The organism is Streptomyces seoulensis (assembly GCF_004328625.1).
GTDB lineage: Bacteria > Actinomycetota > Actinomycetes > Streptomycetales > Streptomycetaceae > Streptomyces > Streptomyces seoulensis.
In genome coordinates, this window is record NZ_CP032229.1 from 2,352,053 (window position 1) to 2,367,956 (window position 15,904).

At 73.9% G+C, this 15,904-nt stretch carries 12 protein-coding genes; 8 read left to right on the forward strand and 4 right to left on the reverse strand.

The window, feature by feature from the left end; all coding sequences use genetic code 11:
- The first annotated feature begins 1 nt into the window (after position 1).
- Complete coding sequence (locus D0Z67_RS10975) at positions 2–2,218, forward strand: bifunctional glycosyltransferase/CDP-glycerol:glycerophosphate glycerophosphotransferase (RefSeq protein WP_031182655.1); 2,217 nt, start codon at positions 2–4, stop codon at positions 2,216–2,218.
- Positions 2,219–2,234: 16 nt separating this feature from the next.
- Here D0Z67_RS10975 and D0Z67_RS10980 read toward each other — a convergent pair whose 3' ends face one another.
- Positions 2,235–2,648 (reverse strand): organic hydroperoxide resistance protein, encoded by a 414-nt coding sequence (locus D0Z67_RS10980; protein WP_031182656.1) that lies wholly within the window; start codon positions 2,646–2,648, stop codon positions 2,235–2,237.
- A gap of 129 nt (positions 2,649–2,777) precedes the next feature.
- On the opposite strand from D0Z67_RS10980, the gene D0Z67_RS10985 reads away from it, so the two are divergent.
- Positions 2,778–3,290 (forward strand): MarR family winged helix-turn-helix transcriptional regulator, encoded by a 513-nt coding sequence (locus D0Z67_RS10985; RefSeq protein ID WP_037775559.1) that lies wholly within the window; start codon positions 2,778–2,780, stop codon positions 3,288–3,290.
- Here D0Z67_RS10985 and D0Z67_RS10990 read toward each other — a convergent pair.
- Positions 3,232–4,800, reverse strand: coding sequence for a glycosyltransferase family 39 protein (locus D0Z67_RS10990; RefSeq protein ID WP_234312859.1), 1,569 nt, complete (start codon positions 4,798–4,800; stop codon positions 3,232–3,234). The genes D0Z67_RS10985 and D0Z67_RS10990 overlap by 59 nt on opposite strands.
- A 154-nt stretch (positions 4,801–4,954) precedes the next feature.
- Between D0Z67_RS10990 and D0Z67_RS10995 the strand changes: the two genes are divergently transcribed.
- Both D0Z67_RS10995 and D0Z67_RS11000 read left to right on the forward strand, forming a co-directional pair.
- Complete coding sequence (locus tag D0Z67_RS10995) at positions 4,955–6,220, forward strand: glycosyltransferase 87 family protein (protein WP_031182659.1); 1,266 nt, start codon at positions 4,955–4,957, stop codon at positions 6,218–6,220.
- A gap of 16 nt (positions 6,221–6,236) precedes the next feature.
- Positions 6,237–7,838: a glycosyltransferase family 2 protein gene (locus tag D0Z67_RS11000; RefSeq protein ID WP_031182660.1), complete on the forward strand. Its 1,602-nt coding sequence runs from the start codon at positions 6,237–6,239 to the stop codon at positions 7,836–7,838.
- Positions 7,839–7,859: 21 nt separating this feature from the next.
- On the opposite strand, the gene D0Z67_RS11005 is transcribed toward D0Z67_RS11000, so the two are convergent.
- Positions 7,860–8,501: a TetR/AcrR family transcriptional regulator gene (locus D0Z67_RS11005; RefSeq protein WP_031182661.1), complete on the reverse strand. Its 642-nt coding sequence runs from the start codon at positions 8,499–8,501 to the stop codon at positions 7,860–7,862.
- Between the two features lie 177 nt (positions 8,502–8,678).
- Here D0Z67_RS11005 and D0Z67_RS11010 point away from each other — a divergent pair, with 177 nt between their 5' ends.
- The 4 genes from D0Z67_RS11010 to D0Z67_RS11025 all read left to right on the forward strand — a co-directional run bounded on the left by D0Z67_RS11010 (position 8,679) and on the right by D0Z67_RS11025 (position 14,368).
- Positions 8,679–9,587, forward strand: a complete 909-nt coding sequence (locus D0Z67_RS11010; RefSeq protein WP_031182662.1) for an ABC transporter permease — start codon at positions 8,679–8,681, stop codon at positions 9,585–9,587.
- Entirely contained in the window at positions 9,580–10,410 is an 831-nt protein-coding gene (locus D0Z67_RS11015) for an ABC transporter ATP-binding protein (protein WP_078873494.1), read from the forward strand. The genes D0Z67_RS11010 and D0Z67_RS11015 overlap by 8 nt, the downstream gene beginning before the upstream one ends.
- Positions 10,411–10,514: 104 nt before the next feature.
- Positions 10,515–12,713, forward strand: a complete 2,199-nt coding sequence (locus tag D0Z67_RS11020) for a CDP-glycerol glycerophosphotransferase family protein (protein WP_031182664.1) — start codon at positions 10,515–10,517, stop codon at positions 12,711–12,713.
- Entirely contained in the window at positions 12,710–14,368 is a 1,659-nt protein-coding gene (locus tag D0Z67_RS11025; protein ID WP_031182665.1) for a glycosyltransferase family 2 protein, read from the forward strand. The genes D0Z67_RS11020 and D0Z67_RS11025 overlap by 4 nt, the downstream gene beginning before the upstream one ends.
- Before the next feature lie 7 nt (positions 14,369–14,375).
- Here the strand turns inward: D0Z67_RS11025 and D0Z67_RS11030 are convergent, their stop codons facing one another.
- On the reverse strand, positions 14,376–15,773 hold the full coding sequence (locus tag D0Z67_RS11030) for a hypothetical protein (protein ID WP_051887922.1): 1,398 nt from the start codon (positions 15,771–15,773) through the stop codon (positions 14,376–14,378).
- Positions 15,774–15,904: the final 131 nt, after the last annotated feature.

Consider the following 15,904-nt stretch of genomic DNA (forward strand, 5'->3'; position numbering starts at 1 on the left):
CGTGCCCCGCTTCAGTGTCATCGTCCCCTGCTTCAAGGTGCAGGGCTTCCTGCGCGAGTGCCTGGACTCGGTGCTCGGGCAGTCCTTCGGCGACCTGGAGGTGATCGCCGTGGACGACCGCTCACCGGACGGCTGCGGCGCGATCCTCGACGAGTACGCCGCGCGCGATCCCCGCGTGAAGGTGCTGCACCTGCCGGAGAACGTGGGCCTCGGCCGGGCCCGCAACGCCGGGATGCCGCACGCCACCGGCGACTACCTGCTCTTCCTCGACAGCGACGACACCCTCACCCCGGGCGCCCTCGCCGCCGTCGCCGGCCGCCTCGCGGAGACCGCCGACCCGGATGTGCTGGTCTTCGACTACGCCCGCACCTACTGGTGGGGCGGCACCCGCCGCAACGTCCTCGCGCAGGTGCTGGCGGCCGAGGACGGCACCTTCACGGCGGCCGAGCGGCCGGAGATCCTCGACCTGCTGATGGTGGTGTGGAACAAGGTCTACCGCCGCGACTTCGTCACCCGGCACGGCTTCGCGTTCCCGCCGGGCTACTACGAGGACACCCCTTGGACGTTCCCGGTGATGCTGAGCGCCGGGCGGATCGCCACCCTGGACCAGATCTGTCTGCACTACCGCCAGCGCAGGCAGGGCAACATCCTCTCCACCACCAGCCGCAAGCACTTCGACGTGCACGAGCAGTACGAGCGGGTCTTCGCCTTCGTCGAGGGCGACCCGGAGCTGTGGCGCTGGCGGCCTTATCTGCACCGCAAGATGGGCGAGCACTGCCTGGACATCCTGGCCAAGCCGGACCGGCTGCCGCCGGGTGACAAGGCCGAGTTCTTCCGGCGCACCGCGGAGATGTTCCGCACCCACAAGCCGGAGGGCACCCGCGCCAAGGGCGAGACCCGGCTGCTGGAGGGCGGTTACGGGGCGTACCTGCTGCGGCGCCGGGCCGCGCAGGCGGGCCGGGAGGCCGGGCGGCGCGCGGCACGGCTGCGGACGGCGGCCGGTGCGCGGGCCCGGCGCGGCTGGTCGGCGGTGCAGTCGCGCCGCCCGCTCGACCCCGGTCTGGTGGTGTACTCGGCGTCCTCGCACCGGGGCATGCTCGGCGACCCGGCGGCCGTGTACCGGGCGGCGAAGGTGATCGCGCCGCAGCTGCGCGGAGTCTGGGTGGTGCGGGACGAGGAGACCGCCGCGACCCTGCCCCCGGACACCGAGTACGTGCTGCTGGGCTCCCGGCGCTATCTGGAGGTCACCGCGCGGGCGGCGTTCTTCGTCAACGACGTCAACTGGCCCGGCGCGCTGGCCAAGCGGCCCGGCGCCACGCACATCCAGACCCACCAGGGCACCCCGCTGAAGTACCTGGGCGCCGATCTGCTGGACCGGCCCGGCGCCCGGCTCGGTTTCGACGTGCCCCGGATGCTGCGCCGGGCGGACCGCTGGGACTACGGTCTGGTCGCGGGCCGGCACGCGGAGCTGGTGTGGGAGCGGGCCTTCCCCTGCCACTTCACCTCGGTCCGCACCGGCAGCCCGCGCAACGACGTCCTGGTGGGCGCGGGCGCCTCGCGGGGCCGGGAGTTCCGCCGCAGGCACGGCATCCCCGAGGACCACACGGTGGTGCTCTACGCCCCGACCCGGCGTGATCATGTCCGGGGCGGCCACGCGGACCGGATCGACCTGGCGGCGTTCGCGGCGGACCTGGGCGAGGACCACACGCTGGTGGTGCGGCTGCACCCCTCGCTGGCGAACGGCCCGGCGCGCGGGGCGGGGCTCTCGGAGCTGGCCCGGCGCGGGGTGGTGGTGGACGCGACCGACGAGCCGGACGCGGCGGAGGTGATGCTGGCCTCGGACGCGCTGGTCACGGACTACTCGTCGATCATGTTCGACTACGCCGTGCTGGACCGCCCGATCGTGGTCCACGCCGACGACTGGGACACCTTCCGGGCGAGCCGGGGTGCCTACCTGGACATCACCGCCCAGCCGCCGGGTCATGTGACGTACTCACAGCCGGAGTTGGTCCGGCTGTTCGAGTCCGGGGCGTGGCGGGACCGGGAGTCGGCGGCGTTGCGGGCCGGATTCCGGGCGCGTTTCTGCGAGTTCGAGGACGGCCGGGCCGCCGAGCGGGTGGTGCGCACCCTGCTGCTCGGCGAGGCGATGCCCGCCACCGGTGCGGCGCGCATCCCCGGCCCGGCCGTGGGAGCCGATCAGCTCACCCGGTCCTCGTGAGAGGTGAGCCGGGGGCTCACTCGACGACGAGGGTGACCTCGACGTTGCCGCGGGTGGCGTTGGAGTACGGGCAGACCTGGTGGGCGGTCTCGACCAGCTTGCGGCCGGTCGCCTCGTCCACGGTGTCGGGCAGCTCGACGCGCAGCGTCACCTTGAGGCCGAAGCCCTCGCCCTCCTTGCCGATGCCGACCTCGGCGGTGACGGCGGCGTCGGAGACGTCCACCTTGGCCTGGCGGCCGACCAGGCCGAGGGCGCTGCCGAAGCAGGCGGCGTAACCGGCGGCGAAGAGCTGCTCGGGGTTGGTGCCCTGGCCGTCGCCGCCCATCTCGGGCGGCATGGCCAGCGGCAGGTCGATGCGGCCGTCGGAGGAGACGGCGCGGCCCTCGCGGCCGTGGGTGGCGGTGGCGACGGCGGTGTAGAGCGCGTCCATGGGAGACCGGTCCTCTCGGGGAAGTCGGTGGCGGCGGACCGGGGGAGGACCGCCGCCCTCGCCGTCGAGTAGAGCACACAATTAAATTGTGCACAACCAAATCGCCGCGGTCCGGCTATCCTGGGTGGCATGAGCGTCTCGCCCACCCCGTCGGCCGGCCCCGTCACCGACGCCGCCGACCCGGACTGGCTCCGCCTGGACCGGCAGATCTGCTTCTCCCTGAACGCCGCCTCCCGTGCCTTCAACGGCGTCTACCGGGTGCTGCTCAAGGACCTCGGGCTCACCTACCCGCAGTACCTGGTGATGCTGGTGCTGTGGGAGCACGGCGCGCTGCCCGTCAAGCAGCTAGGCGAGCATCTGCGCCTTGACTCCGGCACCCTCTCCCCGCTGCTGAAGCGGCTGGAGGGCGCCGGTCTGGTGCGCCGGGAGCGCAGCGCGAGCGACGAGCGCTCGGTACGGGTGACGCTCACCGGCGAGGGCACCGCCCTGCGCGAGCGGGCGCTGGAGGTGCCCCGCCGCATCACCGCCGCGACCGGGGCCGACCCGGCCGAGATCGGCGAGCTGCGCGACCGTCTGGACCGGCTCACCGGCGCGCTGGACGCTGCGGTACGGGAACTGGAGCAAGGCCCGGCAGAGCGCTGAGGGCGACCCGGCGGACGTAGAGCCGTACGCTCGCGTCGCCGTCGGCCGACTCCCCGGCGGGCAGGAACTCCTGGGCCAGTACGGCCATCTTGGCGCGCTCGGCGGGGCCGCTCGGGCTCCAGCGGCCGGCCAGCAGGTCCCGGTCGGCCACCACCCACACCCGGTCCAGGCCGGACAGCCGGCGGCGCAGTTCGGCCGCGTCGGCCTCCCTGCCGTACAGCGTCCCGGACTCGGGGCCCGGCTCGTCCAGGGCGACGTCGCGGACGCCCGCGAAGGCGCCCGGGTAGGCGAGGGCGGCGTTGCGGGCCTGGGTGGGCAGGAACAGCACCGGCTGACCGGGCTTCACCTCGCGCGCCGCGACCCGTGCGACGGCGGCCAGGTCGTCCGGGCGGTGGGCCGGATCGCGGTCGTCGCTCATCAGCGGGAGCTGGAGGCAGAGCGCCAGGGCGGCCAGCGCGGCTCCGGCCAGGGCCAGCACCGGCGGCCGGGGCACCCGCAGCCGCAGCCGGGCGGCGAGCCGGGCCAGCCGGTCGGCACCGGCGGCGACCAGCAGGGGCGCGCCGGAGAGGGCGTAGAGGACGTACCGGTCGACGTAGAGCGGGGAGAGCCGCGAGACCAGCATCAGGGCGGCGGGCGGCACCACGGCGAGCGGCAGACCGACCCGCGCGCAGGTCAGCCGTCCCGGTGGCCCGGCGAGTCCGGCCAGGCCCAGCAGGGCCAGCGCCAGGCAGGTCCAGAACACGCCCTCGCCCGGCCCGAGGAACCAGCGCAGCAGGCTCTCGGCGGTGGCCCAGGTCGGCGGGCGCACCCAGGCCAGCTGGGCGGACTGGGCGTGCGAGACCAGGATCATCGGCAGCAGGCCGAGCACCACGAGCCCGGCCGCGCTCCCCCAGCCCCGCCACAGCCGGGAACCGGCGCGGGCGAGCGCCAGGGACGCCGCGTGGGCGAGGAGCAGCAGCACGGCGAACTCGTGCAGCCAGCAGGTGAGAGCGAGGACCGTACCGTAGGCCCGCCAGGCGCCGGCGCGCACCCCGCGCACGAACAGCAGGGTCGCGCCGGTGGCGCCGACGGCGACGAGCGCGTACGAGCGGCCCTCCTGGGCGTAGTGGCCGGCCAGCGGGGAGACGGCGTACAGCAGCCCGGCCCACAGGCCGACGCGCGGCCCGGCGAGCCGGACGCCCAGTTCGCCGACGAGGGCGGCGGTGACGGCCGCCGCGCACACCGAGGGCAGCCGCAGCATTACCTCGTCCGGGTGAACCGCGAGGACGGCGTGCATCAGCAGGTAGTACAGGCCGTGCACCGCGTCGACGCCGTGCAGCAGCCGCCAGATCTGCGGCACCGAGCGGCGGGCGACCTGGAAGGTGACGGCCTCGTCGCGCCATATCCCGCCCCGGTCCACCCCCCACAGCCCGAGCCCGAGCATCACCAGCGCGGGCAGGCACACGGGCGCGCCCCACCGGACGCGCCAGGGCACCCGGCCGGTCCGCTCCACGCCCGTGCCGCCCGGCACGACCGCCGTTCTTCCAGCCGCTCGGGGCGGCTGCGTTTCCACCAGAGGCCCGACGTCCACCACGGCCCGATCTTTTGCGATGTGACAGTCTTTTCCGATCATTGACGGCGTATCGGCAGGGATACACCATCCGCGCGGATTAGGCTCCCACGCGATGAACCGTCTCCGTGTCACCTCCGGTCCGGTCCTCGCCCTCGTCGCCGGCTGGCTCGCCACCCGCGCGCTGATGCTGGGGCTCCTCGTCCTCGGCTCGGCGCACGTGCTGGGCGGCGGCTCGGTGTCGCGCGAGGTGTGGCGGCTGTACTTCCACTGGTACGGCGTCCTGTCGCAGGGCACGTTCCCCACGCACGACACGCTGTGGCAGTACCCGCCGGGCGCGGGGCTGGTGCTGCTGGCGCCGGGGCTGCTGCCGTGGCTGTCGTACTTCGAGGCGTTCGTGCTGCTGACGCTGGTGGCGGACGCGGCCGTCACGGTGGCGCTGGCCGTCGCCGGGCGGCGCACCGGGCGCAGTCTGCGCGGCGCCGCGCTCTGGGCGGGCGGCCTTCCGCTGCTGCTGCACATGCCGCTGGCCCGTTACGACGTCCAGGTCACCGCGCTCGGCGTGGCAGCCCTGCTGGCGCTCGGCCGGTCGCCGCGCACGGCCGGGGTGTTCGGCGCGCTCGGCGCGGTGGTGAAGGTGTGGCCCGCGCTGGTGCTGCTCGGCGTGTCACGCGGACGGGCGACCCGCTCGGCGTGGTCCTGGGCGACGGCGGCCGCCTGCGCCTCCCTCGCGGTGCTCGCGCTGCTGTTCGCCAACCCCTTCGCCTTCCTGCGCGAACAGGGCGGCCGGGGCGTCCAGTTGGAGTCCCTGGGCGGCACCGCGCTCAACCTCGCCCGGCACGCGGGCTGGTCCGGCACGGTCCGCTACCAGTACGGCTCCATGGAACTGGTCGGCCCCCATGTGCACACGGTCGCCACCGCCTCCCTGGCGCTGACGGCGGCCGCCTTCGCGCTGTTGGTCGTGTGGCGGCTGCGGGCCCGGCACTTCTCCCCCGCGACGCCGTACGACGCGGCACTCGCCGCCGTGCTGCTGTTCACCGTCACCAGCCGGGTGATCAGCCCGCAGTACCTGATCTGGCTGCTGGGCCTGGCCGCCGTCTGCCTGACCTCCCGGCACACCCGCCAGCGCCCGGTGGCCGTGCTGATCCTCCTCGCCACCGGGATGAGCACCCTGGTCTTCCCGGTGAGCTACGGCGCGGTCATCGACGGCACCTGGCCGGGCTGCCTGCTCATCCTGGCTCGCAACGCGCTGCTGCTGGCCGCCGCCGTGCTGTCCTTCGTCCGGCTGTGGCAGTCCACCCGGACCCCGGCGAAGGTGCCCGCGAGCCGTGCCCTGCCGGAGCCCGGCCGGGTCCCGGACCGCGCGCTGACCGGTTCCTGACGGCCCGGCAGCGATCATGAACCCCGTGCCCGAAGCCCCCCAGGTTGCCGTCGTGGTCATCGGCTACGACGACGCCGCCCATGTCACCGACGCCGTGCGCTCCGCGCTGGACCAGGGTCCGGCGGTGGGCGAGGTCATCGCCGTGGACGACCGCTCCACCGACGGCAGCGCCGAGCTGTTGGACCGGCTCGCTGCCGGAGAGCCCCGGCTGCGGGTGATCCGGCACGCCGTCAACAGCGGCGGCTGCGGCACCCCGCGCAACACCGGCATCGACGCGGCGACCCTGCCGTACGTGATGTTCCTGGACAGCGACGACCTGCTGCCGCCCGGCGCGGTGGACGCGCTGCTGCGGGCGGCGGCCAAGACGGGCGCCGAGGTGAGCGCCGGGCTGTGCGTGCGCCGGGAGCTGCCCTCGGGCCGCGAACACCTTTGGCAGGCGGGGCTGTTCGCGGAAACCTCGCTGATCGGCCACCCCAGCGAGCGCCCGCACCTCGTCCACGACACCCTGTGCGTCAACAAGCTGTACCGCACCGACTTCCTCCGGGTGAACGGCATCCGCTTCCCCGAGGGCCGCTACCTCTACGAGGACTTCGTCTTCACCGCCCGCGTCCTCGCCGCCGCCCCCCGCCTCGCCCTCGTCCCCGACCTCGTCTACGTCTGGCACGTCCGCCGGGCCGCCGAACAGCTCTCGCTCTCCCTGGACCGGGAGCACGTCGGCAACTGGCACGCCCGCACCCGCGCCTGCGCCGAGGCGTACGAGATCCTGCGGGCCGCCGGAGAGACGGAACTGGCACGGGCGGCCCGCACCAAGTTCCTCGACCACGAACTGCGCATGTACCTGCGCGAACTGGCCCTGCGGGACCCGGAGTACCGCCGCGCCTGGTGGGCGCACACCCGCGAGTACCTCGCCGGGTACGACGACGGGGACTGGGCGCGCGACCCCGCCGCGCCCGGCACCCTGCTGGGCCGGTTCGTGCGGGAGTCCCCCGAGCCGCGCGACCTGCCCCGGCTGCGCGAGCTGGCCGCCCGCCCGGCCCGCCTGCTCCCGCCGTACACCCGCACCCCCGAGGGCACCCCCGTCTGGTCCGAGGAGCATCCCGGCGTCGATCTGACCCCGCTGCTGGCCTGCCCGACCGAGGCGCTGCCCTGCGCGATGGACGCCGAACTGCTGCCGCACGCGCGCGGTGCCCGGCTCCGGCTGCGCCTGCACGAGCTGTACGGCCGGCTCGCCGGGGCGGGCCCGCTGGCGGTGACGGCCCGCTGGCACGACCGCGTGACCGGCCGCCCGGCCCGGCACATCACCCTGCCCCTGGTCCCCGCGCCGGACGGCGTCTGGACCGCCGAGGCGGCCGTCGACCTGCACGCGCTGGGCGCGGGCGTCTGGGACCTGTGCCTGACCGTGCACTTCAAGGACGGCGCCCACCGGGACATCACCGCCCACGCCCGCACGGACAGCCCCCACCTGCGCCGGCGCGCGCTGCCCAGCGCGCGCCGTCTGGTCCTGCTGGCCCACCCGTACGCCACCCACTCCGGCGCCCTGTCCCTGCGCGTGGCGACGGGCCCGGCGGGGGCGGCCCGGGTGGCGCGGGGGCGGCTGCGACGGCTGATCGGGGGCTGAAGCAGGGCTGAGCGGGGCTGATCAGGGGCCGGGCGGGGGCTGGAGCGCCTTCAGCGCGCCCGCCGTCGCCTTCGCCAGGTTCGCCAGGTAGCCCTTGGGCAGCTTCGGGCTACGGATGATCACCGCGCGCCAGTAGAGCGGGCCGGAGATCAGGTCGAGGGCGAGGTCCAGATCGAGGTCCGCGCTCACCTCGCCCCGCTCCCGCGCCGCCGCCACGATCTTGGACGCGACGCCGTCCTGCCCGTCCCGCACCGCCTTCTGGAGGGTCTCGGCCATCTCCGGGTTGCGGGCGGCCTCCGCCTGGAGGTCGGGGATGATCTGCGAGGCGACCGGGTGGCGCAGGGCGCGTGACATGACCTCGTACAGCAGCCGGAGGTCGCCCTCCAGGGAGCCGGTGTCCGGGGCGGGCAGGCCGAGGACCGCCATCGCGGAGACCACGTCCAGCACCAGGTTCAGCTTGGAACGCCAGCGCCGGTACACCGCCGTCTTGCCGACCCCGGCCCGGCGCGCGATGCCCTCGATGGACATCCGCGCGTACCCCACGGCGGCCAGTTCCTCGAAGACGGCCGCGCGGATCGCCTCCGTCACGTCCTCCCGGAGCACGGCGGCACCGGCCGGGGCCCGACGCGGGCGCGCCGTGGATTCGTCGGCGTTGGTCGTCATGCCCACCAGCATAGGCGGGACGACGCAACGGTTGCGTTCCGTCGCCCGATGGGCCTACTCTCCCGTTACGACGATACGGTCCCGTCCCGACGTAAGTAAACGTACGGGAAAGCGTGCGGAAACGGCGGGCAACGGCCGGACCGCGCTTCCCCCACCACCCGACCGAAAGCAGCGGATGTGAGCCAGGTCCTCGACGCACCGCCCCCGATGCAGGTTCCGGACGACGGCGGTCTGGCGGCACTGGCCGCCCGGCACGGCCTGACCGTCAGCGGCGCCCGCCCCTCCGTACCGGCGTACGTCCGGCAGCTCTGGGACCGGCGGCACTTCATCACCGCCTTCGCCACCGCCAAGCTGACCTCCCAGTACAGCCAGGCGAAGCTCGGCCAGCTGTGGCAGGTCATGACCCCGCTGCTGAACGCGGCGGTCTACTACTTCATCTTCGGCGTGCTGCTCGGCACCAAGCGCGGGGTCTCCGACTTCATCCCGTTCCTGGTGACGGGCGTGTTCGTGTGGACGTTCACGCAGAGCTCGATCATGGCGGGCACCCGGGCCATCTCCGGCAACCTCGGCCTGGTGCGGGCGCTGCACTTCCCGCGCGCCGCGCTGCCGATCTCGTTCTGCCTCCAGCAGCTCCAGCAGCTGCTGTTCTCGATGCTGGCGCTGATCGCGATCATCCTCTGCGTCGGCGTGCCGGTCTCCGCGTCCTGGCTGCTGGCGCTCCCCGCGCTGGCGCTGCAGTTCGTGTTCAACGCGGGCCTGTCGATGGTGCTGGCCCGGATGGGCGCCAAGACGCCTGACATCGCCCAGCTGATGCCGTTCCTGCTGCGCACCTGGATGTACGTGTCCGGCGTGATGTGGAGCATCGACCAGCACACCAAGGACCAGCCGCGCGTGATGTCGGTGCTGCTGGAGTACAACCCCGCCGCGCTCTACATCGACCTCATGCGGTTCGCGCTGATCGACAGCTTCGGCGCCGACAAGCTGCCGCCGCACGTGTGGCTCGCCGCGCTCGCCTGGGCGGTCGCCACCGGGATCGGCGGCTTCATCTACTTCTGGAAGGCTGAGGAGACCTACGGCCGTGGCTGAGCAGACCATCTCCCCCGTCCCCGCCCCCGGGGGCGCGAGCACCGAGCAGGTGCCCACCGTCGTCGCCGACCGCGTCGACATCGTCTACCGGGTCAACGGCACCGGCGCGGGCCGGGGCTCGGCCACCGCCGCCCTCAACCGCATCCTGCGCCGGGGCAAGGCCGAGAAGGCGGCCGGGGTGCGCCGGGTGCACGCCGTGAAGAAGGTGTCCTTCGTCGCCCACCGGGGCGAGGCGATCGGCCTGATCGGCTCCAACGGCTCCGGCAAGTCCACCCTGCTCAAGGCGGTGGCGGGCCTGCTCCCGGTGGAGAACGGCCACATCTACACCGACGGCCAGCCCTCCCTGCTGGGCGTCAACGCGGCCCTGATGAGCGACCTGACCGGCGAGCGCAACGTCCACCTCGGCGGCCTCGCCATGGGGATGTCCCGCGAGCAGATCAAGGAGCGCTACCAGGACATCGTCGACTTCTCCGGGATCAACGAGAAGGGCGACTTCATCACCCTGCCGATGCGCACCTACTCCTCGGGCATGGCGGCCCGGCTCCGCTTCTCCATCGCCGCCGCCAAGGACCACGACGTGCTGCTGATCGACGAGGCGCTGGCCACCGGCGACCGCTCCTTCCAGAAGCGCTCCGAGGAACGCATCCGCGAGCTGCGCAAGCACGCCGGCACGGTCTTCCTGGTCAGCCACAACAACAACTCCATCCGCGACACCTGCGAGCGGGTGCTCTGGCTGGAGCGCGGCGAGCTGCGCATGGACGGCGCCACCGAGGACGTGCTCAAGGAGTACGAGGCGTTCACGGGCGACCGCAAGAAGAAGTGAGCCGGGGGCTTCCGCTTCACGCGTGGATATCCCTTTCAGTCGTGTAATGACAGTATGTTATGAAAGGTGACCGCCGGGACGAAGAGCCGAAGGAGCCCCTCCAGATGCCCCAACTCAGCGTCATCGTCTACGGGCCCAACACGCAGGGACATCTGACCGAGCTGCTCGACTCCCTGGACGCGCACCCGCTCCCGGACACCGAGGTGATCGTCGCGGCGGTCGGCGACTGGGCGCGGGAGACGGCCGAGGGCCACGCCCCGGAGACGGTCACCGTGCCGCTTCCCGAGGGCACCCCGGACGCCGAGGCCCGGTCGGCGGGGGCCGCGCGGGCCTCGGGCCGCTGGCTGCACTTCGTGCACGCCAAGGACGGCCTGCCCGCCGGCGCCCCCCGGCTGCTGGCCGAGCGCACCGCCGAGCTGGACGAGCGCACCGACGTCGTCCTGCTGGACCACGTCACCACCACCTGGCGCACCACCGCCGTCCCCTCCCGCGACGGCCGCCTGCTCGCCGGGACCGGCCGGGCCGCCGTCACCCTGGACGACGCGCCCGACCTGCTCCGCCTCACCCCGCTGCTCGGCACCCGCGCGGTGCGCGCCGCGTTCTGGCGGGAGCACGAGGAGGAGTTCTCCGGCGGCGACGAGAACTTCACCGCCCAGGCCGCCCTGCTCCGCGCCGACCACCTGGCCTGCCTGGACCAGACGGCGTACGACGACCGCAGACTGCGCCCGGAGAGCCTGCCCCCGCGCACCCCCGAGGACCGCTACGCCCTGATCGACCGCTACGAGCGCCTGCTCGCCCTCACCGAGGGCCGCCGCCCGGTGCGGGCGGTGCTGTACGGGCTGATGGTCCGTGACCTGGTGCGGGTCTTCGCCCGCGAGGGCATGCCGGAGCCGGTGGCCCGCGAGTTCTTCCGCCGCGCCTCGGCCGCCGCCGTCCGCTGGCGCCCGGCGGACCACCAGCGCCCGGCGGGCCTGGAGGGCGTACGGCACGCGCTGCTGGAGGAGGGCGCGTACACCCGGTACCGGGCGCTCCAGACCGCCAACCGCACCCGGCGCTCGGCCCGGAAGGCGGTCCGCGCCCGCAAGCGGCGGCTCGGGGTGCGGCTGCGCGAACAGCAGTACCGCAGGGCGCTCGGCCGCCCGCTCGATCCGGGCCTGGCCGTGTTCGCGGCCTACTGGGACCGGGGGGTGGCCTGCAACCCGGCCGCCATCGCCGCCAAGCTGGCCGAACTCGCCCCGCACATCCACCCGGTGTGGGTGGTGACCAAGGAGAACGCGGCCCTCCTCCCCCACGGCACCGACCACGTCATCCCCGGCACCCGGCGCTACTGGGAGACGCTGGCCACCGCGAAGTACCTGGTCAACAACGTCAACTTCCCCAACGCGGTGGTCAAGCGGCCGGGCGCCGTGCATCTCCAGACCCACCACGGCACCCCGCTCAAGCGCATGGGCCTGGACCAGCGGGAGCATCCGGCGGCCGCGCAGGGGCTCGACTTCGCGGCGCTGCTGTCCCGGATCGACAAGTGGGACTACAGCGTCAGCGCCAACAGCCACTCCACCCGGATGTGGGAGCGCGCCTACCCGGCCCGCTACACGTCCCTGGACCACGGCTATCCGCGCAACGACGTCTTCTACACCGCCACCGCCGACGACGTGCGCGCCGCCCGTGAGCGCCTCGGCATCGCCCCCGGCCGCACCGCCGTCCTCTACGCGCCCACCCACCGCGACTACGAGGCCGGGTTCACCCCCCGCCTGGACCTCGCCACCCTCGCCGACCGGCTCGGCGAGGACACCGTGCTGCTGGTGCGCGCCCACTACTTCTACGGCGGCGGCGCGGCCTCCCCGCTGACCGGGCTGCGCCGCACCGGCCGCATCATCGACGTCTCCACCTACGACCCGGTCGAGGAACTCTGCCTGGCCGCCGACGTGCTGGTCACGGACTACTCGTCGATCATGTTCGACTACGCCAACCTGGACCGGCCGATCGTCGTGCACGCCGACGACTGGGAGACCTACCGCACCACGCGCGGGGTCTACTTCGACCTGATGGCCGAGGCCCCCGGCCGGGTCGCTCGCACCCAGGAGGAGCTGACCGAGATCCTCACCTCGGGCGCCTGGCGCGACGAGACCGCGACGAAGGCCCGCACGGCGTTCCGGCGCCGCTTCTGCGAGTTCGACGACGGCCGGGCCGCCGAACGGGTCGTGCGGCGGGTGTTCCTCGGTGAGCCCGAGGAGGCGCTGCCGCCCGTGCTTCCGCTGGAGGAACGTATCCCCGCCCCGACGCCCGAGGAGCTCCAAGGATGACGACCCCCGACGTCACGGTCACCGTCATCGTCTACAACGACGCGGCCCGGCTGCTCCGTGCGGTCGCCTCCCTGCGCGCGCAGACCCACGAGAACATCGAGATCGTCATCAGCGACGACCACTCCACCGACGACACCCCCGAGGTGGCCCGGCGGCTGGCCGCCCAGGACAGCCGGGTGCGCTATCTGCGCCTGCCGGAGAACAGCGGCGGGTGCAGCGCCCCGCGCAACCGGGCCATCGACATCGCCCGCGCCCCGTACCTGATGTTCCTCGACAGCGACGACGAACTCCCGCCGCGCGCCGTCGAGTCGCTGCTCGCCGCGCACCGGGAGCGCGAGGTCGACTTCACCATGGGCGCGGTGCGCCGGGTCCGGGTGGACAACGGCCGCTGCACCACCTGGATGCCGCACCTGGTCCGCGAGCGCCGCACCCTGGACGGCATCGCCGACGACCCCCGGCTGCTCTTCGAGCACCTGTCGACCAGCAAGATGTACGCCCGCGCCTTCCTCGACCGCCACCACCTGCGCTTCCCCGAGGGCATCCACTACGAGGACCAGCTCTTCTCGGCCCAGGCGTACTGCCTCGCGCGGGCGTTCACGATCCTCCCGGACCCGGTCTACACCTGGTACATCGAGCCGTACGCGGACCAGTCCAGCGCCTCCATCTCCAACCAGCGGCACAAGATCTCCAACGTCGCCGACCGGGTGCACGTCCAGCGCCTGATCGACGCCTTCCTGGTGGAGAGCGGGCAGCCGGAGCTGCGCGAGGACAAGGACTTCAAGTTCCTCAAGCACGACTTCCGGATGTACGCGGGTGACCTGCCCTACCGGGACGACGCCTGGCTCGCGGAGTTCGCCGAGATCATGAACCCGTACCTGGACACCCTCGCCGAGGGCGCCTACGCCCGGCTGCCCCGCCCGGAGCGGGTGGTGCTGGAGCTGCTGCGCGAGGGCGACCTCGACGGCGTCCGGCTCGCCGCGCGCGGCCTGGGGCATCCGGTGGCACCCCGCGAGGTCACCGCCGACGCCGACGGCACGCCGTACTGGGGCGGCTCGGTGCCCGCGACCGAGCGGGGGCGCCGGGAGCTGGACCTGACCGACCTGGAGCTGGAGACGCGCCCCTTCTCCACCGCCTTCTTCCGGCACGAGATCACCGGCCTGCGGCCCGGCCCCGGCGCCGCGCTGACCCTGACGGTGCGCACCTACGACCCCGGGCTGCGGCTCCCGGTGGGCCCGCAGCGGGCCGGGCTGCTGCTCTCCCCCGGCCGGCGGCGGCTCACGGTGCCGTTCCGGCTGGACCCGGTGCGGCCCGGCGTGTTCGAGGGCCGGGTCCAGCTGGACCTGACCCGGGCCCGGCTCCCGCTCCAGGGCTTCGAGGGGGTCCGGCATCCGCAGGTCCGGCTCCAGCAGCAGGGCCTCGCGCACTCCGGGCTGCTGCTGGCGCCGCTCGCCTTCCCGGCGCTGACCGCGCGGGTGGAGTCGGGTGGCGCCGCGCACCGGATCACCGTCGAGCCCGAGGGCCGCAACCCCGGCCGGCTCCAGATCCGCTGGCAGCCGGTGGGGGTCACGGCCCGGGTGCTGCGGCCGGTGGTGCGCAGGATCGACCGGCCCCGGGTGCGCAACGCGTTCCGGCTGGTGACGAGCGCGCTGAAGTGAGCCCCGCTCAGCCGCGCACCTCGTAGAGCACCTGTCCGGACGGGCCGGTCGTCACCGGGCGCAGCCACGGCTCGGCGTCGGCGGCCGGCCCGATCACCCAGCGCACCCCGTACCGGCGCGCTATGGCCCGCCGGGTGCCGGAGGAGGTCCCGGCGTCGAAGTACCGCGCCACCGCCGCGTCCCGCCCGGCCTGGTCCGGCAGGAACACGTCCGGGTAGCCGGGCGCCACGGTGTACGGCCCGTACGCGGGGATCTGCCGGGACGGCACGGTACGGGCCATCACCACCTGTCCGTAGCCGACCCAGGGCGTGATCCAGCGGTAACCGACCCACGGCGGGCGGTACTTGGCGGCGATCGGGGCGGGCAGCGCGTCACGCGGGACGACATAGCCGAGCATCCCCGCCTGGCCCCAGGCCCCCACGGCGAGCGCGGCCCCGAGCACGCAGGCCCAGCCGAGCCGGAACGCCCGCCGCCCGGCCGACACGGTCTCCAGCGCGGCCGCGAGCTGGGCCGGGATCAGCGCGGCGGGCGCGGCGCGGCCCCACGAGTAGTGCCCGGTGAGCCCCCCGGCCGCGAACAGCAGGGCGCCGAGGACGAAGAACAGCACCAGCGGGTCCCGGTGGTCGCGCCGCCAACGCAGGGCCAGGGCGACGACCCCGAGCAGGGCCAGCCCGAAGCGGCCGAGCAGGTCGGAGTAGAGCGAACGGTGGATCGCCTCAAGTCCGGTGCCGGCGGAGAACAGCGCGAAGAAGTCGTAGTACGGCCACAGCCACAGCAGGACGATACCCACGGCGAGCGCGGCGGCGAGCCTCGGGAGGAGGTGGCGGTCCGGGCGGGCGGCGAGGACCGTGGCGAGGGCGCCGAGGGTGGCGACCACGCCGGTGAACTGGTGGCAGAGCAGGATCAGCGCCCACAGCGCGCCGAGCGCGATCCAGCGCGGCCAGTCCGGGTGCGCGCGGAGGGTGGTGGTGAGCCACGCCCAGAAGTGGAAGGAGAGCCCGAGCGCGAACACGCTGGGGTACGCGACCGTCAGCGCGAGGGAGTTCAGGCCGAGGAAGCCGCTCCAGTTGAGCAGGTCGGGCCCCCACAGGAGGACCAGGCACAGCAGGGCGAGCGCGGGCGCGGCCCGGTGCGCGCTGAGCGTGCGTACGTACCGCCACACCCCGGTGAACAGCAGCCCGAGCCCCGCCAGCGCGCCGATCCGCAGCACCACGAACACCGGCAGCCCGGTCAGCCGGGCGAGCAGGCCCAGCACCAGCATCCAGGGCGAGTAGTACGGGCTCGGGGTGTCCGCGTCGACCAGCGGGTTGCCGGGGGCGAGCAGGCTGTGCCGCAGCCGCTGCACGGTCGCCGCGTGTATGCCGAGGTCACCGGCCCAGGGCAGCCGCAGGACGGCCAGCAGCATCAGCAGCGGGACGAGCGCGGCGAGGGCGACGGCCACCAGTGACGGAGTCGCCGGCGACGGACGGACGCGCCGCGCGCGGGACCCGGTGAGGTTCGCTGTCACGGGCCAGACCCTATCCGAAACGGACAGAA

Coding starts and splice junctions, on each gene's coding strand:
- D0Z67_RS10980 (WP_031182656.1), bottom strand. CDS start 2,648: ATGGACGCGCTCTACACCGCCGTCGCCACCGCCACCCACGGCCGCGAG.
- D0Z67_RS10985 (WP_037775559.1), top strand. CDS start 2,778: ATGAGCGTCTCGCCCACCCCGTCGGCCGGCCCCGTCACCGACGCCGCC.
- D0Z67_RS10995 (WP_031182659.1), top strand. CDS start 4,955: ATGAACCGTCTCCGTGTCACCTCCGGTCCGGTCCTCGCCCTCGTCGCC.
- D0Z67_RS11000 (WP_031182660.1), top strand. CDS start 6,237: ATGAACCCCGTGCCCGAAGCCCCCCAGGTTGCCGTCGTGGTCATCGGC.
- D0Z67_RS11005 (WP_031182661.1), bottom strand. CDS start 8,501: ATGACGACCAACGCCGACGAATCCACGGCGCGCCCGCGTCGGGCCCCG.
- D0Z67_RS11020 (WP_031182664.1), top strand. CDS start 10,515: ATGCCCCAACTCAGCGTCATCGTCTACGGGCCCAACACGCAGGGACAT.
- D0Z67_RS11025 (WP_031182665.1), top strand. CDS start 12,710: ATGACGACCCCCGACGTCACGGTCACCGTCATCGTCTACAACGACGCG.
- D0Z67_RS11030 (WP_051887922.1), bottom strand. CDS start 15,773: ATGCTGCTGGCCGTCCTGCGGCTGCCCTGGGCCGGTGACCTCGGCATA.